Consider the following 23,459-nt stretch of genomic DNA (forward strand, 5'->3'; position numbering starts at 1 on the left):
GCTCACAGCTGCGGGTTCTTCCGGCGGCTGCTGATGAGGAAACCGATGCCGGCACCGGCGGCGAGACCGATACCGACGAGCCACCACACCCCGAGACCGGCGTCGTCGCTCGTGCCGTCCTGCGCCGCGTAGTCGCTCGCGGCGGGCGACGGCGTGTGGACGGCGGCCGGCGCGGGGCCGGTCGCGTTCAGCCGCGCGACCAGGTCGACACCACCGAAGTCGCGGGCGTCGGCGCCCGTTGCGTGCGCGGCCACGATCAACTGGGCGTAGGCGGCCGGGCCGTTCTCCGCGGCCCAGGGCGCGGCGTGCTTCTTCAGCCAGCCGAGCGCGCCGGACGCCGCGTCCTTGTGGCCCGAGGAGGCCAGGGCGACGACCGCGTCCGCGGTGTTGCCGAAGTCGGGCTGCTCGGTGGTGTCGGTGGCGCCCGGCATCGGCGGCTGGTTCAGATGTCCGGTCCCGGCGAGGGCGCCCGCGAGGTAGTGGGCGCCGTTCTGGGCGGCCTGCTCGGGCTTCTCGACGGCACCCGTGCGGCAGGTGGTCGGCTTGGTCGCGGCCGCGGAATTGTTCCAGGCGGACAGCCCCTTGCCCATCGAGCCGAGTACGGCGGCCGCGGTGGCGTCCGCGTTGGCGACGAGCTTCCCGGCCTTGTCGGGCTGGTACGCGAACGCGCCACCGTCCTTGCCGCCGCACGGGATCGCCAGCTTGAGCAGCACGTCGTACGGCGTCCGGCCGCCCGCGGTCGTCATGTCGGCGAGCCGCTGCTTCCGCCTGGCCAGGGCGCCGATCACGATCGAGGTGGAGTTGGCGTCGCTGGGCGAGCCCGCGTTGTAGCCCCAGCCGCCGTCCTCGTTCTGGACGGACTTCAGCCAGGCGATCGCCTTGTCGGCGGCGGCACCGTGCCCGCCGATCTCGGCCAGGGCCTGGATCGCGGCCGCGGTGGCATTGGTGTCCGTCATCGTCTTCGCGTCGCACGGCTTGCCGGTGTCGGCGCGGTACGAGGCGTACGCGCCGCTGTCGCACTGCTGGGCGACCAGCCAGTCCACGGACTCGGCCGCGGGCGTGACTCCTTCGAGCTCCTGGGCGATGAAGGCCAGCGACTGCCGCCAGACCCCGTCGTACGTCGGGTCCTTGGTGCCGTACAGCCCGGCCGGCAGCGAGACGGACGGAGTGGGGGAGGGCGACGGCGCCGCGACCGCGGCCGGGGCAGCGGCCGCACAGAGCACGGTGGCGGTGGCGGCGAGCAGTGCTGCGCTGCGGCGAACGGTCATGGCTGACTGGGCCTCTCCTGCGGTGGGAACCGGGCACAGGCACACGGAGGCACCAGGCTCCGGCCCCGTATGCCTCGACGGTGCCGGCCACCGGGGTTCCGATGGCACGAGCCGGTCACGACCACGGACAGGGCATTCCGGCTCGCCACCGGGGACGGCGGCTCACGGCTGCGGGATCAGCGCCGGATTCGCACCGGCTTCCCCCCGAACGGGCATGATGACGACCCGCATACTGTACCGGGCCGTATCCCGCCGATTCCGGGCGGAGGGGCGCCTCCGGCAGCGATCTGCGTCACCGTGCCCCGGGGCATGTGGCGTCCCTCGATCAGGTGGCGGGTGGCGGTGGACCAGGCCCTGGCATCCGTGCGGCTGAGGCACGCACCGCTTTCGTCGCCGTCGTCGGCCGATTGCGACGCCGCGCAGGGTGGCCATGCTCTCCATGCCGCGCGCGGGACGGATCCCGGAGGCATTCTTGCGATCCTGTGCCGCCCGCGCCCGCTGCGTACCGTGCCCGTCACACCGCGATGTACGTCACGGGCTCGCTCCCCGGTACCGCCTCCGCGCGTCCCAGCTTCACCAGGCGGCGCAGATGCGCCTCCGCCTCGGAGACGGCGATGTTCCGGGAGCCGTACGGGATCCGGTCCCACGGCCGGTTCCACTCCATCCGCTCGGCCAGTTGCCACGGTGTCAGCGGGGTGGCGAGCAGGGCGAGCAGGCCGGTGAGGCGCTCCTCGTGGTGGCTGAGGAGTTCCCGTACGCGTCCCGCGGCGTCCGGGAACGCGTGCTGGTGGGCGGGGAGCACTTCGGCGACGCCGAGTCGGCCGATGCGCTCCAGGGAGTCGAGGTAGTCGCCCAGGGGATCGGTGACCGTGCCGTCGTCCGGGTCCTCGTACAGGCCGATGTGCGGGCTGATCCCGGGCAGCAGGTGGTCGCCGGAGAAGAGGCGTCCGTGGCCGGGGAGACCGGCCGGGTGGTTCTCCTCCAGGTGGAGGCAGACATGGCCGGGGGTGTGGCCGGGGGTCCAGATCGCCCGGAGCCGGCGGCCCGCCAGGGGGAGCAGGTCGCCGGGGACGATGTCGCGGTCCGGGAGGGCGGCGCGCAGGCCGGGCAGGGTGCGCATCCGTCCGCCGGTGCGGGCGGCGCGCAGCGGGGCTAGGTGTTCCTCGGGGGCGCCGACCGCGGTGAGTTTCGTGGCCAGGTACGTCAGCCAGGTGCCCGGTTCGGCCTCGCGGGTGCGGCGCACGATGGCGGTGTCCGCCGCATGCATCGCGATCCAGGCCCCGGAGGCCTCGCGGACCTGGCCGGAGAGGCCGTGGTGGTCGGGGTGGTGGTGGGTGACGACCACGCCGTGGATGCCGGTGAGGGCGACACCGATGGCCGTGAGGCCGTCGACCAGGGTGTCCCGGGCCTCCGGGTCGTCCCAGCCGGTGTCGATCAGGACCGGGCCGCGGTCGGTGTCGACGACGTGCACCAGGGTGTGGCCGAGCGGGTTGTCCGGGATGGGGACCTTGATGGACCACACGCCGCCGCCGTGCTCGGTCACTTGTGTCATGGAGTCCCCAACTCTCGTTCGGCATGCGGCTGTACTGCACCGGACCCACTGTAACGAGAACTCGTTCCAGTAGTAGCCCCGGTCGACTATTCATCGTCCGTCGATCGATGTCGGATCAGTGGACTCCTGAAACTGGAACTGGTATCAGTTCTGACACATAGTCAGGTGTGAAGTCAGGTATGGAGTCAGTGCGGAGCCGGCGCATGCCGGGTCGCGGGAGGCAGCAGCCATGACCGAGCTTGTCGAACACGGAAAACTGTTCATCGGCGGGGAGTTGGTCGATCCGCTCGGCCGGGACGTCATCGAGGTGATATCGCCCCACACCGAACAGGTCATCGGCCGGGTGCCGCACGCCGCCGAGGCGGATGTGGACCGGGCCGTCGCCGCCGCCCGCCGGGCCTTCGACGAAGGGCCCTGGCCGCGGGCCTCCCTCGACGAGCGGATCGAGGTGGTCTCGCGGATCAAGGACGCCTTCGCCGTGCGGTACGAGGAGATCGCCCGCGTCATCAGCTCCGAGAACGGAACGCCGTACAGCTCCAGCGTGATGGTGCAGGCGCTCGCCGCGATGATGGTGTGGGACGCGGCGATCACCGTCGCCCGCACCTTCCCGTACGAGGAACGGCGTGACGGCGTCCTGGGGCCGCTGCTGGTGCGCCGGGAGCCGGCCGGGGTCGTCGCGGCCGTCGTGCCGTGGAACGTCCCGCAGTTCACCGCCGCCGCCAAGCTCGCGCCCGCGCTGCTGGCCGGCTGCACCGCCGTGCTCAAGGTCTCGCCCGAATCGCCCCTGGACGCTTACATCCTGGCTGAGATCGCAGCCGAGGCCGGGCTCCCCGAAGGGGTGCTGTCGATCCTTCCGGCGGACCGCGAGGTCAGCGAGTACCTGGTCGGGCACCCGGGCGTCGACAAGGTGTCGTTCACCGGGTCCGTGGCGGCCGGCCGCAGGGTCATGGAGGTCGCCTCGCGCAACCTCACCCGCGTCACCCTGGAGCTGGGCGGCAAGTCCGCCGCCGTCATCCTCCCGGACGCCGACCTCGACGCGGCCGTCGCCGGCATCGTCCCGTTCGCCTGGATGATCAACGGCCAGGCGTGCGTCGCCCAGACCCGCATTCTCGTCCCGCACTCCCGCTACGACGAGATCGCCGAGGCGTTCGCCGCGGCGGCGGGCGCACTCAAGGTCGGCGACCCGCTCGACCCCGCCACCGAACTCGGCCCGCTGGTCGCACGGCGTCAGCAGCAGCGCTCCCTGGACTACATCCGGATCGGCCAGGAGGAGGGCGCCAAAATCCTTACGGGCGGCGGCCGTCCGGCCTCCCAGGAGCGCGGCTGGTACGTCGAGCCGACCCTCTTCGGCTCCGTCGACAACTCCATGCGCATCGCTCGCGAGGAGATCTTCGGGCCGGTCGTCTGCCTGCTGCCGTACGGCGACGAGGCGGAGGCGGTGAAGATCGCCAACGACTCGGAGTACGGGCTCAGCGGCAGCGTCTGGACCGCCGACACCGAGCGCGGGATCGACGTCGCCCGCCGGGTCAGGACCGGCACGTACAGCGTCAACACGTTCAGTCTCGACATGCTCGGCCCGTTCGGCGGCTACAAGAACTCCGGCCTGGGGCGGGAGTTCGGGCCCGAGGGGTACGGCGAGTACTTCGAGCACAAGATGATCCATCTGCCCGCCGGGTACCGGCCCGCGCAGCCCGGACCTCAGGAGGCGTGATGGGGGACCGCTGGCATGTGGAGGTCGACCGGAGCGTCTGCATCGGCTCCGGGATGTGCGTGAACCACGCCCCGGACGGCTTCCGGCTGGACACGGCCAGGCAGTCCCGCCCGGCCGCCGCGGAGACCGACGCCAACGAGGAGGTGCTCGCGGCGGCGGAAGGGTGTCCGGTCGAGGCGATCACGCTGACGCTGCCCGACACGGGCGAGGTGGTCTTCCCGCCGGAAGAGTAGGGCCGTGTCCTCGGCGCGCTGCCGAGGAATCGGGCCGGCGGGCGGGCCGGGACACCGGGCCCGTCCGCCGGCCCTCCGCTACGCCGTGCAGCCCGTGTCGGCGATCACGAAGTAGCCCGCCGGCGACTCCTTCAGCGTGTGGGTCACGAACACGTTGTACAGACCCATGTTCTGGTTCGACCCGTTGGCGTAGACGTAACCGCCCGTGGTGTGCGCCCTGCCCGCCACGACGTGCGCGTAGTTGGTCGCCGTGTAGCAGGCGCCGCCGCCCGACCCTCCGGTCGTCGTCGCCGTCACCGCCGACGAGACCGTACCGGCCGCGCCCGATCCGTCGACCGCCGCCACCGTGTAGCGGTAGGAGCCGCCTGCGGACAGGCCCGTGTCGGTGAACGACGTGGACGTGGGCCGGCCGACCTCGGCGCCGTCGCGGTAGACGGCGTACGAGGCGGCTCCCGCCACGGCGCCCCAGGAGAGCGAGGCACTGGTGCCCGTCACGCCGGTGACCGCGAGGCCGGACGGCGCCGGGAGCGGGTTCTCGCCACCGCCGGGCGCGCCCTGGTCCAGTCCCCAGAAGACGCCGGTGTAGTACGACGAGCAGATCGAGTTCAGGAAGTACGCGGCCGTGGTCCCGCACTGCGTGGCGCCCGAGCCGGGGGAGACGGCCAGACCGTGGCCCATGCCGGAGATGGAGTACGTCTCCACCGCGGGCTTGCCGGAGGCGTCGTTGTAGATGCTGCGGGTGGTGTTGCCCGGCAGGGTGTCGGTGCTCGACGGGGTCTGGCCGATGCCCCAGACGTCGGTCCACTGGTCGCGCAGGGCCGTGGCGTTCGCGGGGTACACCGTGAAGTCGGAGGTGCCCTGCCAGATGGCGACCCGCGGCCACGGTCCGGTGTAACCGGGGAAGCCGCTGCGGACCTTGTCACCCCACTGGGCGGGCGTCAGATTCTGCGGACCCGTCTGGCAGCCGGACGCGGCGGCCTGGCTGGTGGCGCACTGCGCGGGCAGCCCGGACGCCACGGAACCGCCCGCGAACACGTCCGGGTAGGCGGCCAGCAGGTCGGCCGTCATCCCGCCGCCCGCCGAGAGCCCCGTGACGTACACCCGGCGCCCGTCGGAGCCGTACTGCTGCTTCGCGTGCTCCACCATCTGCACGACGGAGGCGGCCTCGCCCTTGCCCCGGGTGTCCTCGGCCGGATCGAACCAGCCGAAGCAGGAGAGCGCGTTGTTGGCGGACGTGGTCTGCGGGAAGACCACGGCGAACTTCCACAGGTCGGCGAATTTCGGCCAGCCCGAGTTGGTGTAGTAGTCGTTGGCCGTCTGCGTGCAGCCGTGCAGGGCGATCACCAGGGGTGCGCCCGCGGGCAGATCGGCGGGGGCGTACTCGTACATCTGGAGGTTGCCGGGGTTGGTGCCGAAGCCGGTGACCTGCTGCAGGCCACCGGCGGCAGCGGCCGGCTGCGCGGCGCCCACGGTGCTCAGCGTCGCCGCGACGACGCCGAGTACGGCCGTGGACGCGACGCGCCGGAACAGGCGTCGCAGGATCGATGGGCGCACGGGGGGCCTCCCTGTTCGGAACGTGCGGGCGTACGGACATGGGAACTGCTGCCGGAACCTACGAGCCGGGGCCGCCCCGGCCCATGGGGCGGGCTGACATCCCTCGGGCCCGGCTGTGTGCGGCACCGCCCTTGCGCCGCGAGCGCCGACGGGGAGCGGACGTTGACATCGAGCGCACTCGAAGATGCAGACTCGCCGCCGGCAACGCCCGCACGGAGACGGGCTGTCAGAAGGGGGACGACATGAGGTACCGCACGATCGGCACGGACCCGAAGACCCGCCGCGAGGTCAGTGTTCTCAGCCTCGGTGCCATGCTGATGGGCACGGTCACCGACGAGGCGACGTCGTTCGCGATCCTCGACCGTTACGCCGAGGCCGGCGGAAACTTCATCGACACGTCGAACAACTACGCCTACTGGGTCGACGGCAGCCAGGGCGGAGAGAGCGAGCGGCTGCTCGGCCGCTGGCGCCGCAGCCGTGGAGTCGGTGACGAGATCGTCGTCGCCACCAAGCTCGGGGCCCGGCCGAACGTCCCCAGCACCGGATTCACCCTCGACATCGAGGGGCTCTCGCCCAAGGCGATCCGGGAGTCCGCGGAGCGGAGCCGGGAACACCTCGGCGTCGAGAAGCTGGACCTGCTGTATGCACACGTGCAGGACCGGAGCGTGCCGGTGCGCGAAACCGTCGAGGCGTTCGGTGAACTGGTGACCGAAGGGGCCGTCGGGCTGCTGGGTGTGAGCAACCACTGGGCGTGGCAGGTGGAGCGGGCCCGGACCCTCGCCGTGGCCGCCGGGCTGCCGGGGTACGAGGTCCTCCAGTACCACCACAGCTATCTGCGGCAGCGCACCGACCGGCCGAGCCTGCGCTCATCGGACGGGCAGGAGGGCGTGGCCGCCGGGGACCTCCTCAGCTATCTGCGGGCCGAACCCGCCCTCGTGCCGGTCGCCTATTCGCCCCTCCTGGCCGGGGCCTACAGCCGGGCGGACAAGCCGCTCGGCCCGGAGTTCGATCACCCGGGCACGCGAGCACGGCAGGCGGCGCTGCGGGCGGTGGCCGACGAGACCGGGGCGACCGTCAACCAGGTGGTCCTGGCGTGGCTCATCGGCGGCGAGGTCCCGTTCGTCCCGCTGGTCGGCGCCTCCTCGGTGGCGCAGCTGGAGGAGAGCCTGGCCGCGGTGGACCTCGAGCTGACGGCGGAGCAGCGGGCGACGCTGGACGCCGCCCACTGACCGTCCCGCACCATGTACGCCGCCACCATGGCGGCGTACGACGGTGTGTGCACCGACCCCGTGTGACGTGGGCTTCCACCTCCTTACGGTGACGACCATGCAGACTCCCCAGAGCCCGGAACCCGGGCCCGCGCCGCTCACCGTTCCCCCGCCCCGCGCCGCCGCTGCCCCGGCGGCGCCTGCAGACCCGTTCCTGGCCGGCCGCACCGCCCTGGTGACCGGTGCGGCCAGCGGCATCGGTCAGGCCTGCGCCGAGGCGCTCGCCGCCGCGGGCGCCCATGTGTACGTGGTGGACAAGGCCGCCGACGCGGCCAAGAGCCTGGCCGAGCGGATCGACGGAACGGCCTGGGTGGTCGACCTGTCCGTGCCCGAGGCGGTGGACACGCTGCCGGACGATGCCGACCTGGTGGTCAACAACGCCGGCCTGCAGCACGTCGCCCCCGTGCACGAGTTTCCGCCGGACCGCTTCGCCCTGATCCAGCGCGTCATGGTGGAAGCGCCGTTCCGCATCTTGCGCCGCACCCTGCCCGGCATGTACGAACGCGGCTGGGGGCGCGTCGTCAACATCTCGTCCGTCCACGGGCTGCGCGCCAGCCCGTACAAATCGGCGTACGTAACGGCCAAGCACGCACTGGAGGGGCTCAGCAAGGTGGTCGCTCTCGAAGCAGCGCCCCACGGGGTGACCAGCAACTGCGTCAACCCCGGCTACGTACGCACGCCGCTGGTCGAGAACCAGATCGCCGACCAGGCCCGTACGCACGGCATCTCGGAGGAGGAAGTGGTGAGCAAGGTGATGCTGGAACGCAGCGCCATCAAGCGCCTCATCGAACCCCGGGAGGTGGCCGAGGCGGTGCTCTGGCTGTGCGGGCCGCACACCGGGCACATCACCGGTACGTCGATCGCGATGGACGGCGGCTGGACCTCTCACTGACACTCTCCAGGTACACCCCCACGTCCCGACGAACGATGGCCGCACATGTCTGCACCGACCCCCTCCGCCGCGCCCCACCTGCGCCGGCTCCTCGACCTGCTGTCCGAGGACGCCCCCGCCGAGGCGCTGGGAGCCGTCTCCTCCCAGGCGCGGGCCGCCGGTGTGCCCGCGGGCGACCTGGCCGAAGTGGAGCGGGCCACCGCCACCGCGCTGCGGATCCGGGGCGCCCTGCGCCAGCACCGGCGCCGCGAGCTCCAGCTCACCGCGCTCTTCGACACCGCGGGCGACCTGGCCGCCTCCCGCGACCTGGACGACGTGCTGAAGGCGATCGTCCGGCGGGCCAGGATGCTGCTCGGCACGGACACGGCGTACCTCACGCTCCCCGACGAGGAGGCGGGGGACACCTACATGCGGGTCACCGACGGCTCGGTGTCGGTGCTCTTCCAGCGGCTGCGGCTGGAGCTCGGCGAAGGGCTCGGCGGCCTGGTCGCACAGACCGCGAGCCCGTACGCCACCCCGGACTACCGTACCGATGACCGCTTCCGCCACACCCACAACATCAACGCCGGCGTCCTGGACGAGGGGCTCGTCGCCATTCTCGGCGTGCCCCTGCTCCTCGGCTCCAGCCGCGGCGGTACGGGGAAGGTCATCGGCGTCCTCTTCGCCGCCGACCGCGCACCCCGCGTCTTCAGCCCCGACGAGGTCGCCCTGCTCTGCTCGCTCGCCGCACACGCCGCGATCGCGATCGACACCGCCCGCGCCCTCGCCGACACGCGCACGGCCCTCGCCGAACTCGCCGGTGCGAACGCCGAGCTGGCCGAGGCCAACGCGGCGGTACGGGAGCACTCGTCCGCCATGCAGCGTGCCGAGGAGGCGCACGACCGGCTGACCGACCTGGTGCTGCGCGGCGGTGACGTCAAGGACGTCGCGGCGGCCGTGGCGGGGCTGCTGGACGCGCCGCTCACCATCCACGACCCGGGCGGACGCCCGCTGGCGGCCGTCCGGCCCGACGGCGCGGTCCTCGCCGCCGACAGCATGGACGCCGCATGGCTGGCCGAGTCCGCCGAGGAGTCCCGCACCGGAGCGCGTGCCGTGCACCGCGACGGCCGGTGGATCTGTGCGGTGCTCGCCGGGCAGGAACTCCTGGCCAGTCTCGTCCTGCACCAGCGGCAGCGCCTCGACGACTCCGACCGGCGGCTCTTCGAACGCGCCGCCGTGGTCACCGGCCTCCTCCTGCTGCTGCGGCGCAGGGTCGCCGAGACCGAGAACCGGATACGCGGCGAGCTGATCACCGATCTGCTGACCGATGCGGAACGCGACCCGGCCGGACTCGCCGAGCGCGGCCGCCGTCTCGGCGTCGACCTGGACGCCCCGCATCTGCTGCTGGTGGCCGAAGCCGGCGCCCGGGAGAAGCTGGGCGCCGCTGTCCTGCGCTACCTGTTCGGCGGGGACATCCACGGGGTGAGTGCCGAACACGCGGGCACGGTGGTGCTGATGATCGCGTGGGGTGACGGGGACGCGGGCGCCGGTGACGCGGCGCGGGCGGCCGCCGCGCAGCTCGGCCAGCTAGTCCAGGCCCCTGTCACCGTGGCCGCCACCGGGCCGGCCCGGGGTCCGCGCGAGCTGGCTGCCGGCTACCGGGAGGCCGCGCGGTGCCTGCGCGCCATGCGCGTCCTGGGGCGTACGGGTGAAGGCGCCTGCGTCGACGAACTCGGCTTCCTCGGCGTGGTGCTGGGCAATGCGCAGGACGTCGACGGCTTCGTCGACGCGACGCTGGGACCACTGCTGCGGTACGACGCCCGGCGCGGCACACATCTGGTGCGCACGCTGAGCGCGTACTTCGGCTGCGGCGGCAGCCTCATCCGGGCCAAGGACGAGCTGCACGTGCACGTCAACACGGTGGTGCAGCGGCTGGACCGGATCCAGGTGCTGCTGGGGCGGGACTGGAACGAGCCGGACCGGGCGCTGGAGCTCCAACTCGCCTTGCGGTTGAACCTGCTGGCGGGCGGGCGGGAGCGGTAGCGACCGGGGCGGCCGGATGCCGCCGGTCCGCCCGCAGTCGCCGGATCAGGCCCGGAACGCACTCAACCGCCCGACGGAACAGGTGTGTTCGCGAGTACCACCAGACGTGCGGCGATCTCCTGCGCGCCCTCGTGGCCCGTGAGCACCGTGTAGTGGTTGACGTCCCGCACCGCCACCGGCTCCACCCGGGTGTCCCCCAGGTCGGCCGCCGCCAGGCGCTTCTCGTCGTACAGGCCCTGCTCCTCGTCCATCAGGCCGCGCGCGGCCCACAGCAGCGTCGTCGGCGCCGGCAACTTCCCTATCGCCGACAGCACTTCCTCGTCGAACAGCCCGATCCCGTCCGTGCGCACCGCCTCGATCCGGCAGGTGGAGTGCATCGCCGGCTCGTCACCCGTCAGATCGCGCTGGATGTACGCGTCCACCTCCGGCGACCACGCGTCCCCGGCGAACGCGGGGTGCGCCTGCCAGAACGCCCGGTAGGCGGCGCGGTCCGCGAACGTCATCGACAGCCGGTCCATGGCCGGGCCGATCACCGCCTTCATGAGTTCGTCCGGTGACAGATGGGTGGGGGCCGGGAAGCCGACCCCGCCGTCGACGAGCAGCAGCGGACCGAAGCGGTCCGGATGCCGTACGGCGGCCAGGGCCGCCACGAACGCGCCCATCGAGTGACCGGTCAGCACCACCCCGTCCAGGCCGAGCGCGCCCGCCAGCGCGGCGACGTCATCGGCGTGCGTCGCGATCCCGTACGGGCCGGGCAGCCCGGCGCTCGCCGCGCGGCCGCGCAGGTCCGGGGCGATCAGGGTGACGCGCCCGGCCAGCTCCCTGGCCACCACGCCCCAGGAGAGCGCGTTGGCCGTGATGCCGTGCAGGGCCACGACCACCGGCGCACCGGGCTCCCGGGCCGGCCAGTGCAGCGCGGCAAGTTCGCCGCCCGGGACCGGGACGCGGATCTCGTCATACGGGGTCATGAGTGGTGGTTCTCCTTCCGGGCGGTTGCGCCCGCTCTGGTTGTTCCTCCGGCCGCACGGAACGCGGAACCCACCCGGGACGGCAACCGTGCCAGTCCGCCCGGCAGCAGATGCACCACGGCCACGAACAGCACGCCGAGCAGGAACAGCGGCTGGGAGAGCGGCACACGCAGCACCGCCGGCAGTTCGGCGACCGCACCCGACCCGGCGAGATCACCGAGCCGGTGATCGGCCCAGGTGTAGAGGATGCCACCGACCATCGGCCCCCAGCGGGTGCCCGATCCGCCCAGCACCACCATCACCAGCAGCGACAGCGTGAAGTCCGAGGTCGTCGTCTGGGGTGTGGAGCCGCCGGTGAGCAGCAGATGGACGAGCCCGCCGAGCGCGGCCAGCGCACCGGCCAGGACGAAGGCCGTCAGCTTGAACCCGTACGGCTTCAGCCCCAGCACCTCCACCCGGCGCTCGTTCTCCTTGATGCCCTCCCAGACCCGGCCGGTCGGGGAGCGCACCGCCCAGTGGACGACGGCCAGGGTGAGGACCAGATAGCCGAGCGCGACCCAGTACAGATTCGCCGTGTTCTCGATGCCCACGAGCCCGGACGGCAGCAGCTCGGCGGGCGCCGCCCGGCCCTCCTCGCCGCCGGTGAAGCCACCTGGGTTGCGGGAGACCAGGATCGAGCCCGCCTGGGCGAACGCCAGCGTCACCATGGAGAAGCCGATGCCGGTGACCCGCAGGCTCACCGATCCCAGCACCAGGGCGAGCGCGATCCCGAAGCAGACGCCGACCAGCGCCGAGACGGCGAACGGCAGACCGGCCTCCAGCATGATCGTGTTGGTGGCGTAGCTGCCCGCCGCGAAGTACAGCGCATGCCCGAAGGAGAGCAGTCCGGTACGGCCGAGCAGCAGGTCGTACCCGGTGGCCAGGGCGCCGAACAGCAGGCAGGTGGCGAGGAGTTGCAGACTTCCCGCGCTGCCCACCGGGCCGTCGAGCAGCCCGGGCAGCGGCAGTGCGCTGTACGGTGCGACGACCAGCGCCACCAGCACGGCGGCGGGCCACCAGCGCAGCAGCCGGGCCGGGTGCGCGCCGTGGACCGGTGCGGATGCCGTCACCGGTGCTCCACCGGTGCGGTCGGGTGTCTCGGTTGCGGCGCTCACGCGAGCCTCCCGGTCAGTCCGCGCGGCCGAACGAGCAGCAGCGCGGCGAGCAGGACGACGACGGCCAGGTCGCCGAGGCCCGCTGCGGTGTAGTAGTTGGCGAACTGCTGGACCAGGCCGATCACGACGGACGCCACGGCGGCGCCGGTCACCGAGCCCATCCCGCCGGTGACCACCACGACGAACGCGAAGATCAGCAGCGAGGTGCCCTGCCGGGGGTCGACCGAGCCGAAGTACAGCCCGCCGAGCGCCCCGCCGAGTGCGGCGGCAGCGCCGCCGATCGCGAAGACGAGGGTGAACGCCTTCCGCACGTCGATACCGAGCGCGGTCACCATCGCCCGGTCCTCGACGCCCGCCCGCACGACCAGCCCGTGCCGGGTCCGGCCGAGGAAGAGCCGCAGCGCCACCAGCACCACGACCGCGGCCGCGACCAGCACCAGGCGGTTGACCGGAACCTCCGCGCCCAGCAGCGAGAACGTGCCGGACAGCGCCTGCGGCCCGGGGAACCGCAGGGCGTCCGAACCCCAGATGCCCGACAGCAGCGCCGGGACGGCGAGCCCCACCCCGACGGTGGCGAGCACCTGCTCGCGCGGCCGGGTGTACAGCGGGCGGACGACGGCGAGTTCCAGCAGTACGGCGGCGACGGTGCCCACCGCTGTACCGAAGAGGACCGCGAGGACGAAACCGGCGCCGCCGGAGCCCGCGCCCGGCAGATGACCGGACGCCGCCCACCAGGTGCCGTACGCGCCGATGGAGAGCAGCGCGCCGTGCGCGAAGTTGAGCACGTCCATCAGACCGAAGATCAGCGAGAGCCCGGAGGCGATCAGGAAGTAGAGCGCTCCCAGACCGAGTCCGGTCATGGTGAGCAGAACGACGGTGGACATCAGGAATCCGCCTCCACGGAAGGGACTTCGGTGGCCGGGCCGTGCCCCACGCCCAGCAGCCGGCGCGCCGCTTCCGCGTCGCCGAGCAGCTCACCGGCCGGGCCCTGGTGGGCGGTCCGTCCGTCGGCGAGCACGGTGCAGTGCGCGGCCAGGCGCCGTACGACGGCGAGGTTCTGTTCGACGAGCAGCACCGGCACCGCCTCGGCCACCCGCTCCAGCACCTCGGCGACCTCGGTGACCACCTTCGGCGCCAGGCCCTTGGTGGGTTCGTCGGCGATGATCAGGCGGTTGCCGCCCAGCAGGGTGCGGCCGATGGCCACCATCTGCTGCTGGCCGCCGGACAGAGTCCCCGCCAATTGCCGTTCCCGGCGCTTGAGTTCGGGAAAGAGTTCATGGACGAGCGGGTATGCCGGCTCGCCGGCCCCGCGCCGCTCGGCCAGCCGCAGGTTCTCCGCCACGGTCAGCCCGGCGAAGACGCCGCGGTCCTCGGGGGCGTAACCGATGCCCCGCCGGACCAGTGTGTGCGTGGGCAGGTCCACGGTCTCGTCGCCGTCGAGCCGGACGCTGCCGATGCGCGGGACGAGGCCGAGGATGCCGCGTACGGTCGTGGTCTTCCCGGCGCCGTTGCGGCCGAGGAGTGCGGTCACCCCGTGGCGGGCGACGTCCAGGTCCACCCCGTGCAGGATGTGCCGGCCGCCGATGAGGACCCGCAGGTCCCGTACGGCGAGCAGGGTTCCGGTCGTCACAGCCCCTCCCCGAGGTAGGCCTGCTGCACGGTCGGGTCGGCCGTCACGGCCTCGGGGGTGTCCAGTGCCAGCAGCCGGCCGTGGTGCATCACGGCCAGCCGGTCGGCCAGTCCCAGCAGGACGTCCATGTGGTGCTCGACCATGAGAACGGTGCGGCCCTCGTCCCGGTGCAGGGTGCGGATCAGTTCGGTGAGCGCAGGGACCTCCTCCGCGCTCACTCCTGCCATCGGCTCGTCGAGCAGCATCAGCCGCGGCTCGCCCACCAGCAGCACCGCCAGCTCCAGCTTCCGCTTCTCGCCGTGCGACAGCTCGGACGCCAGGGCCCCGGCGCGGCGGCCGAGCCCGGTGCGCTCCAGTACGCCGTGCACGTCGCCGGTGTACGGGGAAGCGCGCCGCCAGATGCGGTACGAGCCGCCCCGGGCCGCCTGCGCGGCCAGCCGGACGTGGTCCGCGACGCTCATTCCCGGCCAGAGGCTGGACGTCTGGAACGTCCGGCCGATCCCGCGCCGGGCCCGCGCGTGCGCGGGTCGTCCCGTCATGTCCGTGCCGTCCAGCTCGATGGTGCCCGAGGTGGCCGTGGTCAACCCGCTGATCAGGTTGAACAGGGAGGTCTTGCCCGCCCCGTTGGGGCCGATGAAGGCGAGGAACTCGCCCTCGCGGACGTCCAGCGTGATGTCCTCGACGATGGTCGCCCCGCCGACGCCCCAGCCGAGGCCGGTCAGCCGGAGCACGGGCGCGGTGGCGTGCGCCCCGCTCCCGTGCTCCGCGGTGATGCCCGGTGCGGCCATCGGTCAGCCCGCCGAGGGCTTCGCGGGCGGCGCCACCTTGTCCATCGGCTCGGTGGTCACCAGCTCCGGCTTCGCGGCGGCGCCCTTGCCGGTCAGCTTCGCCACGAACATCGGCTGCACCAGCGCGTGGTCCTCGGCCCGGATCTGCTCCTTGCCCTTCACCCCGTCGAAGCTCCAGCCCTCCAGGGCCTTCACCATGGCGGCGGGATCGGTGGCACTGCCCTCCTCCACCGCGTGCACGATCATCTGCGCGGCGGTGAAGCCGTCGGGGGTGAACAGGTCGGGGGTGCCGCCCGCCCCGGTCACCGAGTCCAGCATCGACTTCTCCACGGCGTTGCCGCCGCCCGCACCGGGGAAGTAGTGCGCGAGGAACGAGACCTTGGAACCCGCGGTGCCGAAGATCGGGTACGAGGCCGTGCCGGCCAGCCCGGTGACGACCTTGGACGCGCCCAGCACTCCCTGCTGGTCCAGCGCGGTCCACAGCGCAGGGGCGGTGGAACCGGCCCAGGCGACGAAGACCAGATCGGGACCGCCGGCCTTGACCTGCCGGGCGAACGGGGTCAGGTCCGTCGCGCTCGGCGGAGCCAGTACGGAGCCCACCTTCGCGCCCTTGCCGCCGAGGACGGCCTTCACCGCGGCGACGTTGGCCTGGCCGAAGGTGGAGTCCTGCGCCAGCACGGTGACCTTCTTGCCCTTGGCCTCGCCGAGCATCGTCCCGGCGGTGAGGATGTCCTGGTAGGACTGCCGGCCGGAGCGGAACGTGTAGTCGTTGATCCCGGTCACGGCGTCGGTCGCGGCGGGCCCGCTGACGTACAGGACCTTGTTCTGCGCGGCGAGCGGCGCCATCTGCAGGGCGACCCCGGAGTCCGTGGTCCCGGCCAGCACCTTGTAGCCCTTGCCGATCAGGTTCTTCGCCGCGGAGACCGCCTTGCCCGGGTCGCCCGCGTCGTCCTGCTCGGTGACCTCGATACGGTGCCCGGCGACCTTGCCGGTGCCGTGAGTCGCGTAGTCCAGGCCCGCCATGAAACCGTCGCGGTACTGCTTGCCGTAGTCCGCGAGCAGACCGGTCCGGGAGTAGACCAGACCCACCTTGACGGTCTGGTCCTTCGCGCCCTTGCCGGACGCGGAGTCCGCCTCGCCCGCCTTTCCGGCGGCGGTGCAGCCGACCAGCAGCAGACCTGCGGCGGCGAGGGTGACGACGGTGGTGAGAGATCTGTGGTGCTGGGCGGTGCCTGTGGCTCTGCGACGCATGACCGGCTCCTCGGCGGGATTCCTGTGATGTCGCCGAACCGTATGAACACCGCGCCGCCGTCGACATGGTGCAGGGCACCCCACCTGAGGAGGTGCGCATGTGGCGGTCGCACATGGGGCGCAGAGGCCCGCGGGCGACCAGGACTCAGGAGGCGTCCCGGGGTGTCGTCACGTCGATCAGCCGGCACACCGTCTCGATGTCTGTCTTCACCTGGGCGATCGACGCCCGCCCCGACAGCCAGGTGATCAGCGCCGAGTGCCAGGTGTGCTCGATGACCCGGACCGCGGAGAGCTGCTCGGGCGTCGGGTGCTCCAGCCCCATCGAGTCCAGGATGATCGCCGTGGTGAGCCGTGAGACGGTGTCCACCTCCGGGCTGACACTGCGGTCCGCGAAGGTCAGCGCCCGCACCATCGCATCCGCCAGATGCGGTTCGCGCTGCAGCGCGCGGAACGCCCGCATCAGCGTGTCGGCGACCCGCTGCGCCGCGTCGTCCCCGACCGGGGGATGCTTGCGCAGGGTGCCGTGCATGTGCTGGAGCTGGTCCTGCATGGTGGCGACCAGCAGATGGATCTTGGAGGGGAAGTAGCGGTACAGCGTGCCGAGGGCGACCCCGGCGGCCTCCGCCACCTCGCGCATCTGCACCGCCTCGAATCCGCCCCTGCTGGCGAGCTGGGCGCTGGCGTGCAGGATGCGGCCGCGACGGGCCTCCTGCCGCTCCGTCAGGGGTGGCGATGCCGGCTTGGCTTCCGCTGTCATGTGTCCCCCTCCATGGCTTCTGTCCGGCTTGGGTCCGGCTTCGGTCCGCGACCGGAGGGAGGCGCGTGGGCTCCCGGCGGCGCACAGCATGCCAGGGTGCCCGGTCGTGGCGCGAATCACCTGATCCGGCCGTCACACCGACGCTACCTGCCGGTAGATTCGTAGCTCGTTGAACGATCCGGTCTGAAACTTGTTCTAGATTAGCGCCAGCGGTTACGCTCCGGCGCAAACGCAGTGAGAAGGGGGCCGAGTGTGACCGCTGAGGCCATAGAGACGGGCCCCCGCACGGGCAGCGACACATCGGACGCCGCCGGCGGCCGACCGTTGCGCATCGCACTCCTCACCTACAAGGGCAATCCGTTCTGCGGCGGCCAGGGCGTGTACGTGCGCCACCTCGGCCGCGAACTCGCCCGCCTCGGCCACAGTGTCGAAGTGATCGGCGCCCAGCCCTATCCCGTGCTCGACGAGGGCGTCCCGCTCACCGAGCTGCCGAGTCTGGACCTCTACCGCCAGCCCGACCCGTTCCGCACCCCGAAGCGCGGCGAGTACCGGGACTGGATCGACGTCGCCGAGGTCGCCACCATGTGGACCGGCGGCTTCCCGGAACCCCTCACCTTCAGCCTCCGCGCCCGTCGTCATCTCGCCGCCCGCCGTGGCGAGTTCGACGTCATCCACGACAACCAGACCCTCGGGTACGGGCTGTTGGCGGACCTCGGCGCCCCGCTCGTCACCACCATCCACCACCCCATCACCGTCGACCGGCAGCTGGAGCTGGACGCCGCCGACAGCCGTCGCCGCCGCGCGTCCGTGCGCCGCTGGTACGCCTTCACCCGCATGCAGAAGCGGGTCGCGCGCCGGCTGCCTTCGGTGCTCACCGTCTCCGGCTCCTCCCAGCAGGAGATCGTCGACCATCTCGGGGTGCGGCAGGACCGGATCCATGTGGTGCACATCGGTGCGGACACCGACCTGTGGTCGCCCGACCCGTCGGTCGCCGAGGTGCCCGGCCGGATCGTCACCACCTCCAGCGCCGACGTCCCGCTGAAGGGCCTCGTGCACCTCGTCGAGGCGCTCGCCAAGCTCCGTACCGAGAACCCGCAGGCGCACCTCGTGGTCGTCGGCAAGCGGGCCGAGGACGGACCCGTCGCACAGGCCATCGAGCGGTACGGACTCGAGGACGCCGTCCGGTTCGTCAAGGGCATCAGCGACGCCGAACTCGTCGACCTGGTGCGCAGCGCCGAGGTCGCCTGCGTCCCCTCGCTGTACGAGGGGTTCTCGCTGCCCGCCGCCGAGGCGATGGCCACCGGCACCCCGCTCGTCGCCACCACCGGCGGTGCGATCCCCGAGGTCGCGGGCCGGGACGGCGAAACCTGTCTGGCCGTGGAACCCGCCGACGCCGGCGCCCTGGCCGCCGCGCTCGCCCGGCTGCTCGGCGACCCGCAGCTGCGGGCCCGGCTGGGCGCCGCGGGCCGGGCCCGGGTGCTGGCCCGGTTCACCTGGAAGCAGGCCGCCATCGGCACCGCGGAGCTCTACCGGCAGGCGATCGCCGCCCGCACCGCCACCCTGCAACCCGGCGGCCGGCGGTGACCCCGCAGCCCGCCCGCGCAGTCCCCGCCGTCCTCGCCCCCTGAACCCCCTCGACCGCGAAAGCAGGCACTTGTGCTGACCGTGGACTTCACCCGCTTCCCGCTCGCCGCAGGCGACCGAGTGCTCGACCTGGGCTGCGGCGCCGGCCGCCACGCCTTCGAGTGTTACCGGCGAGGCGCCCAGGTCGTGGCGCTCGACCGGAACGGCGAGGAGATCCGCGAGGTCGCGAAGTGGTTCGCCGCGATGAAGGAGGCCGGAGAGGCCCCCGCGGGCGCCACCGCCACCGCGATGGAGGGCGACGCGCTGAACCTGCCGTTCCCCGACGAGTCCTTCGACGTCGTCATCATCTCCGAGGTGATGGAGCACATCCCCGACGACAAGGGGGTGCTCGCCGAGATGGTCCGGGTCCTCAAGCCGGGCGGCCGGATCGCCGTCACCGTGCCGCGGTACGGCCCCGAGAAGGTCTGCTGGACCCTGTCCGACGCGTACCACGAGGTCGAGGGCGGCCACATCCGCATCTACAGGGCCGACGAACTCCTCGGCAAGATGCGCGGCGCCGGCCTCAAGCCCTACGGCACCCACCACGCGCACGCCCTGCACTCGCCGTACTGGTGGCTCAAGTGCGCGTTCGGCGTCGACAACGACAAGGCGCTGCCCGTCCGCGCGTACCACAAGCTGCTGGTCTGGGACATCATGAAGAAGCCCGCCGTCACCCGGGTCGCCGAGCAGTTGCTCAACCCGGTCGTCGGCAAGAGCTTCGTCGCATATGCCACCAAGCCGCACCTGCCCACGGCCGCTGCCGCTGCCACGCATGACCCTTCGAAGGCCGAGGCGTGACCACTCCCGAGCAGACCGAACACCTCGTGCTGCCCGGGGTGCTCACCGCCGAGCAGGCCACGGAGACCGTTGCCGCGCTGCTCGCCGTACAGTGCGAGGACGGCGCGCTGCCCTGGTTCCGCGGCCACCACCTCGACCCGTGGGACCACACCGAGGCCGCCATGGCCCTCGACGCCGCGGGCGAGCACGCCGCCGCGGAACGCGCGTACGACTGGCTGGCCCGGCACCAGAACGCGGACGGCTCCTGGTACGCCGCCTACCACGACGGCGACCCCGACCGGCCGACCGATCTGGGCCTGGAGTCCAACTTCTGCGCGTACGTCGCCGTCGGCGTCTGGCACCACTACCTCGCCACCGGCGACGACGGGTTCATCGACCGGATGTGGCCGACCGTCTACGCGGCCGTCGAATTCGTCCTGCGGCTCCAGCAGCCCGGCGGCCAGATCGGCTGGAAGCGCGAACCCGACGGCACGCCCGTCCACGACGCCCTGCTGACCGGCTGCTCCTCCATCCACCAGGCGCTGCGCTGCGCACTCGCCATCGCCGAGCAGCGCGAGGAGCCGCAGCCCGACTGGGAACTGGCGACCGGTGCGCTCGCACACGCCATCCGCAACCACCCCGAGCGCTTCCTCGACAAGAGCCACTACTCGATGGACTGGTACTACCCGGTCCTCGGCGGCGCGCTCACCGGAACGGCCGCCAAGGAACGGATAGAAGAGGCCTGGGACCGCTTCGTCGTTCCCGGCCTCGGCGTGCGCTGTGTGCTGCCCAACCCCTGGGTGACCGGCGGGGAGAGCTGCGAACTCGCCCTGGCGCTCTGGGTGATGGGGGAGTCCGACCGGGCGCTGGAGATCCTCCAGTCCATTCAGCATCTGCGCGCCGAGGGCGGGATGTACTGGACGGGGTACGTCTTCGAGGGCAACCGGGCGTTCTGGCCGGAGGAGCACACCACCTGGACCGCCGGATCGCTGCTGCTCGCCGTGGCCGCGCTGGGGGGCGACGAGGCGACCACCGCGGTCTTCGGCGGCGAGCGGCTGCCGACGGGCCTGGAACCCGACTGCTGCGCCTCCTAGGAGGCGCAGCAGTCGGGCCGGCAGGTCAGAGACGGCGGATTCGGCCCGCCACCGCATGTCCGACGAAGAGATAGACGGCGGCGGCGAGGCCATATCCGGAGACGACCCGCGCCCACTCCTCGTCGAACGTGAACAGGTCGTAGGACCAGCCGGCCAGCCAGCGGGCGGCGTCCTTGACGAAGCCCACGAGGTCGTTGGCCCGGTTGGCTTCCAGCAGGTACATCAGGATCCACAGGCCGATGATGACGGCCATGACGTCGGCCACCACGGCTATGACACGTGCGGCTGTGCTGCTTCTCGTTCCTGTTCCGGGAGACATGGATATCAGGTTGCCGTTTTCGGCGGTCCGAAACCCGGCCGGCGCCTCTTGAGTGGCGTGGCACCCGGAGCGAGGTGAGCCTGGCAGCAGGTGCCGCACTGCGTCACCCGCCGTCGAACCCACTGCTGATGTGCCCCGTCAGGGAGGCCCGCTGTGCCCAGTTCCCTACCGCTCCGCCGTCTGTTCGTGGCGCTGGTGCTGTCCTGCACCGTGCTGGTGACCGCCACGGCGTGCGGCAACGACTCAGGCACCGGCGCGAGCGCGTCCGCGTCACCGAGCGGTACGGCGTCGGCGGAGAAACAGAAGCTGGCCAAGACGCGGTTCGTCGCCAATGCGGGGCTCGCGGCGGGGGCGACGTACCAGTGGATCATCAAGCCGTACCGCGCGGGCAAGTTCAAGAAGGGTGCGGACGGACGCACGTTCGCCCTCGTCAAGGCGGGGCTCGCGGGAGGTTTCGCCTACAACCGGCTCAAGGCCGCGGCGGTCAACGCCAAGGGCGACCCGCTGCTGTCGAAGGCGATCGCGCCACTGACGGCGGGCATCGAGTCGCTCAAGGGGCTCGGCACGAAGCTCCGCAACGGCGAAGCGGGCGCGGGGGACGTCGGCGCCTTCGAGTCCGTCATCAACAGCGTCAAGGACGCGGGCAAGAGCGCGGGCGCCGAGGTGAAGGACAAGGTGCCGACCACCTCTCAGCTCGGCGGATGACCCTAGGGGCGTCACACCGGCGCATTAGGGTGCTGCCATGACGCTTCTGGCACACGACCACTACTGCGAAGAGATCCTCCGTCAGACCGACGGGTTGAGGGCGCTGATCAGTGGCAGGGACCTCGACGCGAAGGTTCCGACCTGCCCCGAGTGGACGCTGCGCGACCTCGCCGTGCATGTCGGCGGCGCCCAGCGCTGGGCCGGTGAGATCGTCCGCACCCGTGCGACCGAGGCGCTCCCGGACGAGCGGGTGCCGCAGTTCACGCCGGACGGCGACGACGCCGCGGTGCTCGACGCCTGGCTGGCCGACGGGGCCGCGCGGACCGTCGCCGCCCTGCGCGAGGCCGGTGCCGGGCAGCCGGTCTGGACCTGGTCGTGGGACCGGAGCAGCGGATTCTGGGCGCGGCGCATGGCCCACGAGACGGTCGTCCACCGCGCCGACGCGGCCGTCGCGGTGAACGCCGGCTACGAGGTGGCGCCCGAACTGGCTGCCGACACGATCGACGAATGGCTGGAGATCGTCGCCTTCGCCCAGTCCGAGGGGGACCCGGAGGCCGCGGAACTCCGGGGAGCCGGACGGTCCCTCCATCTGCATGCCACGGATGCGCCCGGGGCGGAGTGGCTGATCGAGTTCGGTGCGGACGGGTTCACCTGGCGGCGGGCGCACGAGAAGGCGACGGTCGCGGTGCGCGGGCCGCTGACGGATCTGATGCTGGTGTTCAACCGGCGGCAGGGCGTGGACGGCGGGCGGGTGGAGGTGCTGGGGGAGCGGGAGCTGCTGGACTTCTGGCTGGAGCGTGCGACGTTCCGCTGAGGCGGACGCTCAGGCCTTGACGAGGTCGGCCAGAACGCGCAGGGTGTGCGGGTCCGGTGCCGTGACCAGCAGGTCGGTCACCGGGCCCTTGCGCCACAACTCCAGCCGCTGCGCGATCCGTTCACGCGGACCGACGAGCGAGATCTCGTCGGCGAACGCGTCCGGCACGGCCAGCACTGCCTCCTCCTTGCGGCCCTCCAGGAACAGCCGCTGGATGCGCCGCGCCTCCTCCTCGAACCCCATCCGCGCCATCAGGTCGGCATGGAAGTTACGGGCGGCGTGCCCCATCCCCCCGATGTAGAAGCCGAGCATCGCCTTCACCGGCAGCAGCCCCTCCGCGACATCGTCACAGACGTGTGCGCGGGCCATCGGCGCGATCATGAAGCCGTCGGGGAGGCCGGCCAGCGACGCCTCGTACACATCGGTGCGCAGCGGCGACCAGTACAGCGGCAGCCAGCCGTCCGCGATCCGCGTCGTCTGTGCGATGTTCTTCGGCCCCTCCGCGCCCAGGAGCACGGGAAGCCCGGCGCGCAGCGGATGGGTGATCGGCTTCAGGGACTTGCCGAGGCCGGTCGCGTCCGGCCCGGTGTACGGGAGCGGGTGGAAACGCCCGGCCAGTTCAACAGGGGCCTCGCGCCTGAGTACTTGGCGCACGATTTCGACGTACTCACGGGTGGCGGTCAGCGGGCTCTTCGGGAACGGACGCCCGTACCAGCCCTCCACCACCTGTGGTCCGGACAGCCCCAGCCCGAGCATCATCCGGCCGCCGGAGAGATGGTCGAGGGTCAGCGCGTGCATGGCGGTCGCGGTCGGGGTGCGCGCCGCCATCTGTGCGATGCCCGTCCCGAGCCGGATGCGGGAGGTGTGGGCGGCGATCCAGGTCAGCGGGGTGAAGGCGTCGGAGCCCCAGGCCTCCGCCGTCCACACCGAGTCGTAGCCCAGCCGCTCCGCCTCGCGGGCGAGCTCCAGATGGGCGGGGTTCGGGCCGCGGCCCCAGTAGCCGAGAGCGAGTCCGAGCCGCATACCGGTCCTCCCACCGTGCCTGACGGAGTGTCAGTCCCATCCGTACGGACGGAGGG

Annotated in this window: 22 protein-coding genes and 1 riboswitch; of the genes, 10 read left to right on the forward strand and 12 right to left on the reverse strand. The window is 72.2% G+C overall.

Going from position 1 to position 23,459, the window contains the following annotated elements:
• Positions 1 to 2: 2 nt before the first annotated feature.
• Both OG878_RS27480 and OG878_RS27485 read right to left on the reverse strand, forming a co-directional pair.
• Positions 3 to 1,268, reverse strand: a complete 1,266-nt coding sequence (locus tag OG878_RS27480) for a prenyltransferase/squalene oxidase repeat-containing protein (RefSeq protein ID WP_328889249.1) — start codon at positions 1,266 to 1,268, stop codon at positions 3 to 5.
• A 130-nt stretch (positions 1,269 to 1,398) separates the two neighbouring features.
• Positions 1,399 to 1,472: riboswitch (cobalamin riboswitch) on the reverse strand.
• Between the two features lie 310 nt (positions 1,473 to 1,782).
• A complete protein-coding gene (locus OG878_RS27485) occupies positions 1,783 to 2,820 on the reverse strand; it encodes an MBL fold metallo-hydrolase (RefSeq protein WP_328889250.1) in 1,038 nt (345 codons plus the stop codon).
• A 229-nt stretch (positions 2,821 to 3,049) separates the two neighbouring features.
• Here OG878_RS27485 and OG878_RS27490 point away from each other — a divergent pair, with 229 nt between their 5' ends.
• Together OG878_RS27490 and OG878_RS27495 are read left to right on the forward strand one after the other, a co-directional pair.
• Positions 3,050 to 4,531 (forward strand): aldehyde dehydrogenase, encoded by a 1,482-nt coding sequence (locus OG878_RS27490; protein ID WP_328889251.1) that lies wholly within the window; start codon positions 3,050 to 3,052, stop codon positions 4,529 to 4,531.
• Entirely contained in the window at positions 4,531 to 4,764 is a 234-nt protein-coding gene (locus OG878_RS27495; RefSeq protein ID WP_328889252.1) for a ferredoxin, read from the forward strand. The genes OG878_RS27490 and OG878_RS27495 overlap by 1 nt, the downstream gene beginning before the upstream one ends.
• 78 nt (positions 4,765 to 4,842) lie before the next feature.
• Here the strand turns inward: OG878_RS27495 and OG878_RS27500 are convergent, their stop codons facing one another.
• Positions 4,843 to 6,318, reverse strand: coding sequence for an extracellular catalytic domain type 1 short-chain-length polyhydroxyalkanoate depolymerase (locus tag OG878_RS27500; protein WP_328889253.1), 1,476 nt, complete (start codon positions 6,316 to 6,318; stop codon positions 4,843 to 4,845).
• 242 nt (positions 6,319 to 6,560) lie between these two features.
• Here OG878_RS27500 and OG878_RS27505 point away from each other — a divergent pair, with 242 nt between their 5' ends.
• The 3 genes from OG878_RS27505 to OG878_RS27515 all read left to right on the forward strand — a co-directional run bounded on the left by OG878_RS27505 (position 6,561) and on the right by OG878_RS27515 (position 10,500).
• Entirely contained in the window at positions 6,561 to 7,547 is a 987-nt protein-coding gene (locus tag OG878_RS27505) for an aldo/keto reductase (protein ID WP_328889254.1), read from the forward strand.
• Between the two features lie 97 nt (positions 7,548 to 7,644).
• Positions 7,645 to 8,478, forward strand: a complete 834-nt coding sequence (locus tag OG878_RS27510) for a 3-hydroxybutyrate dehydrogenase (RefSeq protein ID WP_328889255.1) — start codon at positions 7,645 to 7,647, stop codon at positions 8,476 to 8,478.
• 45 nt (positions 8,479 to 8,523) lie between these two features.
• Positions 8,524 to 10,500, forward strand: coding sequence for a helix-turn-helix domain-containing protein (locus tag OG878_RS27515; protein ID WP_328889256.1), 1,977 nt, complete (start codon positions 8,524 to 8,526; stop codon positions 10,498 to 10,500).
• A gap of 62 nt (positions 10,501 to 10,562) precedes the next feature.
• On the opposite strand, the gene OG878_RS27520 is transcribed toward OG878_RS27515, so the two are convergent.
• The 7 genes from OG878_RS27520 to OG878_RS27550 form a co-directional block, all read right to left on the reverse strand.
• The gene (locus tag OG878_RS27520) at positions 10,563 to 11,468 is read right to left on the reverse strand and encodes an alpha/beta fold hydrolase (protein WP_328889257.1); all 906 of its coding nucleotides are present in this window, start codon (positions 11,466 to 11,468) and stop codon (positions 10,563 to 10,565) included.
• Positions 11,465 to 12,622 (reverse strand): branched-chain amino acid ABC transporter permease, encoded by a 1,158-nt coding sequence (locus OG878_RS27525; protein ID WP_328889258.1) that lies wholly within the window; start codon positions 12,620 to 12,622, stop codon positions 11,465 to 11,467. The genes OG878_RS27520 and OG878_RS27525 overlap by 4 nt, the downstream gene beginning before the upstream one ends.
• Positions 12,619 to 13,506 carry a branched-chain amino acid ABC transporter permease gene (locus tag OG878_RS27530; RefSeq protein WP_328889259.1) on the reverse strand — a complete coding sequence of 296 codons (888 nt, stop codon included), beginning with the start codon at positions 13,504 to 13,506 and terminating at the stop codon, positions 12,619 to 12,621. Before OG878_RS27530 ends, OG878_RS27525 begins: the two co-directional genes overlap by 4 nt.
• Positions 13,506 to 14,252 (reverse strand): ABC transporter ATP-binding protein, encoded by a 747-nt coding sequence (locus OG878_RS27535; RefSeq protein WP_328889260.1) that lies wholly within the window; start codon positions 14,250 to 14,252, stop codon positions 13,506 to 13,508. Before OG878_RS27535 ends, OG878_RS27530 begins: the two co-directional genes overlap by 1 nt.
• On the reverse strand, positions 14,249 to 15,040 hold the full coding sequence (locus OG878_RS27540) for an ABC transporter ATP-binding protein (RefSeq protein WP_328889261.1): 792 nt from the start codon (positions 15,038 to 15,040) through the stop codon (positions 14,249 to 14,251). Before OG878_RS27540 ends, OG878_RS27535 begins: the two co-directional genes overlap by 4 nt.
• A gap of 3 nt (positions 15,041 to 15,043) precedes the next feature.
• On the reverse strand, positions 15,044 to 16,291 hold the full coding sequence (locus OG878_RS27545; RefSeq protein WP_328889262.1) for a substrate-binding domain-containing protein: 1,248 nt from the start codon (positions 16,289 to 16,291) through the stop codon (positions 15,044 to 15,046).
• Between the two features lie 145 nt (positions 16,292 to 16,436).
• Positions 16,437 to 17,048: a TetR family transcriptional regulator gene (locus OG878_RS27550; protein ID WP_328889263.1), complete on the reverse strand. Its 612-nt coding sequence runs from the start codon at positions 17,046 to 17,048 to the stop codon at positions 16,437 to 16,439.
• Positions 17,049 to 17,300: 252 nt separating this feature from the next.
• On the opposite strand from OG878_RS27550, the gene OG878_RS27555 reads away from it, so the two are divergent.
• The 3 genes from OG878_RS27555 (at position 17,301) to OG878_RS27565 (ending at position 20,542) form a co-directional block, all read left to right on the forward strand.
• A complete protein-coding gene (locus tag OG878_RS27555) occupies positions 17,301 to 18,632 on the forward strand; it encodes a glycosyltransferase family 4 protein (protein ID WP_328889264.1) in 1,332 nt (443 codons plus the stop codon).
• 72 nt (positions 18,633 to 18,704) lie between these two features.
• Positions 18,705 to 19,469, forward strand: a complete 765-nt coding sequence (locus OG878_RS27560; protein ID WP_328889265.1) for a class I SAM-dependent methyltransferase — start codon at positions 18,705 to 18,707, stop codon at positions 19,467 to 19,469.
• Entirely contained in the window at positions 19,466 to 20,542 is a 1,077-nt protein-coding gene (locus OG878_RS27565; RefSeq protein ID WP_328889266.1) for a prenyltransferase, read from the forward strand. The genes OG878_RS27560 and OG878_RS27565 overlap by 4 nt, the downstream gene beginning before the upstream one ends.
• 25 nt (positions 20,543 to 20,567) lie before the next feature.
• Here the strand turns inward: OG878_RS27565 and OG878_RS27570 are convergent, their stop codons facing one another.
• Entirely contained in the window at positions 20,568 to 20,861 is a 294-nt protein-coding gene (locus tag OG878_RS27570; protein ID WP_328889267.1) for a hypothetical protein, read from the reverse strand.
• 153 nt (positions 20,862 to 21,014) lie between these two features.
• Here OG878_RS27570 and OG878_RS27575 point away from each other — a divergent pair, with 153 nt between their 5' ends.
• Both OG878_RS27575 and OG878_RS27580 read left to right on the forward strand, forming a co-directional pair.
• Complete coding sequence (locus OG878_RS27575; protein WP_328889268.1) at positions 21,015 to 21,566, forward strand: hypothetical protein; 552 nt, start codon at positions 21,015 to 21,017, stop codon at positions 21,564 to 21,566.
• A gap of 37 nt (positions 21,567 to 21,603) precedes the next feature.
• Positions 21,604 to 22,380: a maleylpyruvate isomerase family mycothiol-dependent enzyme gene (locus OG878_RS27580; RefSeq protein ID WP_328889269.1), complete on the forward strand. Its 777-nt coding sequence runs from the start codon at positions 21,604 to 21,606 to the stop codon at positions 22,378 to 22,380.
• Positions 22,381 to 22,389: 9 nt separating this feature from the next.
• Here OG878_RS27580 and OG878_RS27585 read toward each other — a convergent pair whose 3' ends face one another.
• Positions 22,390 to 23,403 carry an LLM class F420-dependent oxidoreductase gene (locus OG878_RS27585; RefSeq protein WP_328889270.1) on the reverse strand — a complete coding sequence of 338 codons (1,014 nt, stop codon included), beginning with the start codon at positions 23,401 to 23,403 and terminating at the stop codon, positions 22,390 to 22,392.
• Between the last annotated feature and the right edge of the window lie 56 nt (positions 23,404 to 23,459).

The sequence above is a fragment of the Streptomyces sp. NBC_00316 genome, assembly GCF_036158715.1.
Taxonomy (GTDB): Bacteria; Actinomycetota; Actinomycetes; order Streptomycetales; family Streptomycetaceae; genus Streptomyces.

Excerpts from the sequence above, each read along its gene's own strand:
- OG878_RS27540 (WP_328889261.1), bottom strand. The coding sequence starts at position 15,040 with ATGGCCGCACCGGGCATCACCGCGGAGCACGGGAGCGGGGCGCACGCC.
- OG878_RS27545 (WP_328889262.1), bottom strand. The coding sequence starts at position 16,291 with ATGCGTCGCAGAGCCACAGGCACCGCCCAGCACCACAGATCTCTCACC.
- OG878_RS27530 (WP_328889259.1), bottom strand. The coding sequence starts at position 13,506 with ATGTCCACCGTCGTTCTGCTCACCATGACCGGACTCGGTCTGGGAGCG.
- OG878_RS27580 (WP_328889269.1), top strand. The coding sequence starts at position 21,604 with ATGACGCTTCTGGCACACGACCACTACTGCGAAGAGATCCTCCGTCAG.
- OG878_RS27485 (WP_328889250.1), bottom strand. The coding sequence starts at position 2,820 with ATGACACAAGTGACCGAGCACGGCGGCGGCGTGTGGTCCATCAAGGTC.
- OG878_RS27585 (WP_328889270.1), bottom strand. The coding sequence starts at position 23,403 with ATGCGGCTCGGACTCGCTCTCGGCTACTGGGGCCGCGGCCCGAACCCC.
- OG878_RS27505 (WP_328889254.1), top strand. The coding sequence starts at position 6,561 with ATGAGGTACCGCACGATCGGCACGGACCCGAAGACCCGCCGCGAGGTC.
- OG878_RS27520 (WP_328889257.1), bottom strand. The coding sequence starts at position 11,468 with ATGACCCCGTATGACGAGATCCGCGTCCCGGTCCCGGGCGGCGAACTT.
- OG878_RS27570 (WP_328889267.1), bottom strand. The coding sequence starts at position 20,861 with ATGTCTCCCGGAACAGGAACGAGAAGCAGCACAGCCGCACGTGTCATA.
- OG878_RS27490 (WP_328889251.1), top strand. The coding sequence starts at position 3,050 with ATGACCGAGCTTGTCGAACACGGAAAACTGTTCATCGGCGGGGAGTTG.
- OG878_RS27480 (WP_328889249.1), bottom strand. The coding sequence starts at position 1,268 with ATGACCGTTCGCCGCAGCGCAGCACTGCTCGCCGCCACCGCCACCGTG.
- OG878_RS27515 (WP_328889256.1), top strand. The coding sequence starts at position 8,524 with ATGTCTGCACCGACCCCCTCCGCCGCGCCCCACCTGCGCCGGCTCCTC.
- OG878_RS27550 (WP_328889263.1), bottom strand. The coding sequence starts at position 17,048 with ATGACAGCGGAAGCCAAGCCGGCATCGCCACCCCTGACGGAGCGGCAG.
- OG878_RS27495 (WP_328889252.1), top strand. The coding sequence starts at position 4,531 with ATGGGGGACCGCTGGCATGTGGAGGTCGACCGGAGCGTCTGCATCGGC.
- OG878_RS27510 (WP_328889255.1), top strand. The coding sequence starts at position 7,645 with ATGCAGACTCCCCAGAGCCCGGAACCCGGGCCCGCGCCGCTCACCGTT.